At 69.7% G+C, this 1279-nt stretch carries 1 protein-coding gene; it reads left to right on the top strand.

Annotated features, from left to right (window positions below; translation table 11 throughout):
* Positions 1–1279: aldehyde dehydrogenase family protein (locus SMA5143A_RS42410; protein WP_107468088.1), on the top strand; the 1279-nt coding region annotated here is incomplete at both ends.

Genomic DNA, 1279 nt, shown 5'->3' with positions numbered 1-1279 from the left:
CGTCCTCCAGCAGGCCAGATCCGGGCGCAGCACCGCTGCCGCGCTGTCCCGCGCGTCCAGGGCCGCGGTCCTGGAACGCGCCGCCCGTCTGATCCAGCGGCGCGCCGAGTCCTTCGCCCGGCTCATCGTCAGCGAGGCCGGCAAGACCATCACCCAGGCACGCAAGGAAGTCGCCCGCGCCATCAACACCCTCTCCCTCTCGGCGGCCGAGGCACGACGCAACGCCGGCGAAGTCATCCCCTTCGACTCCTTCGAGGGCTCGGAGAAACGGCAGGGCTGGTTCACCCGCGAACCGCTCGGCGTCATCGCCGCCATCACCCCCTTCAACGACCCCCTCAACCTGGTCGCCCACAAGCTCGGCCCGGCCATCGCCGGCGGCAACGCCGTCATCCTCAAACCCTCCGCGCTGACCCCGCTGACCGCCCTGCGCCTGGTCGACACCCTCATCGAGGCCGGCCTGCCCGAGGAGATCGTCACCGTCGTCAACGGCGACGCCGACATCGCCGCCGCGATCGTGGCCGCCCCCGACGTGCGCATGGTCTCCTTCACCGGAGGATTCACCACCGGCGAGGCCATCTCCCGCACCGCCGGCCTGAAAAAGCTCGCCATGGACCTCGGCGGCAACGCCCCCGTCATCGTCATGGACGACGCCGACCTCGACGAGGCCGTCGCCTCCTGCGTCTCCGGCGCGTTCTGGGCCGCCGGCCAGAACTGCATCGGCACCCAGCGGATCCTCATCGCCACCGAGGTCTACGAACGCTTCCGCGACGCCTTCGTCACCCGCACCAGACTGCTGCGCGTCGGCGATCCACTCGACGAGCGCACCGACGTCGGCCCCATGATCACCCCACAGGCCGCCGCCGCCACCCGCGCCAAGGTCGACACGGCGGTGACCGAGGGCGCGAGGCTGCTGTGCGGCAACACCGCCACCGGCTCCCTCTACACACCGACCGTCCTGGAAGACGTCCCCGCCACCTGCTCGATCCGACAGGAAGAGGTGTTCGCCCCGGTCGTCGTACTCCAGCCGTTCACCACCTTCGAGGACGCCATCGAACAGGCCAACACCATCGACTACAGCCTCCACGCCGGCATCTTCACCACCCGCCTGGACCGCGCCCTGACCGCCGCCCGACTGCTGGAAGCAGGCGGAGTCATGATCAACGACTCCTCCGACTACCGCTTCGACGCCATGCCGTTCGGCGGGTACAAGTACGGCAGCATGGGCCGCGAAGGCGTCCGCTTCGCCTTCGAGGAGATGACCCAGCCCAAGGTCGTCTGC

Source organism: Streptomyces sp. MA5143a (assembly GCF_900290235.1).
Taxonomy (GTDB): Bacteria; Actinomycetota; Actinomycetes; order Streptomycetales; family Streptomycetaceae; genus Streptomyces.
The sequence above is the reverse complement of the archived record's forward strand: the minus strand, read 5'-3'. Positions and strand labels throughout refer to the sequence as shown.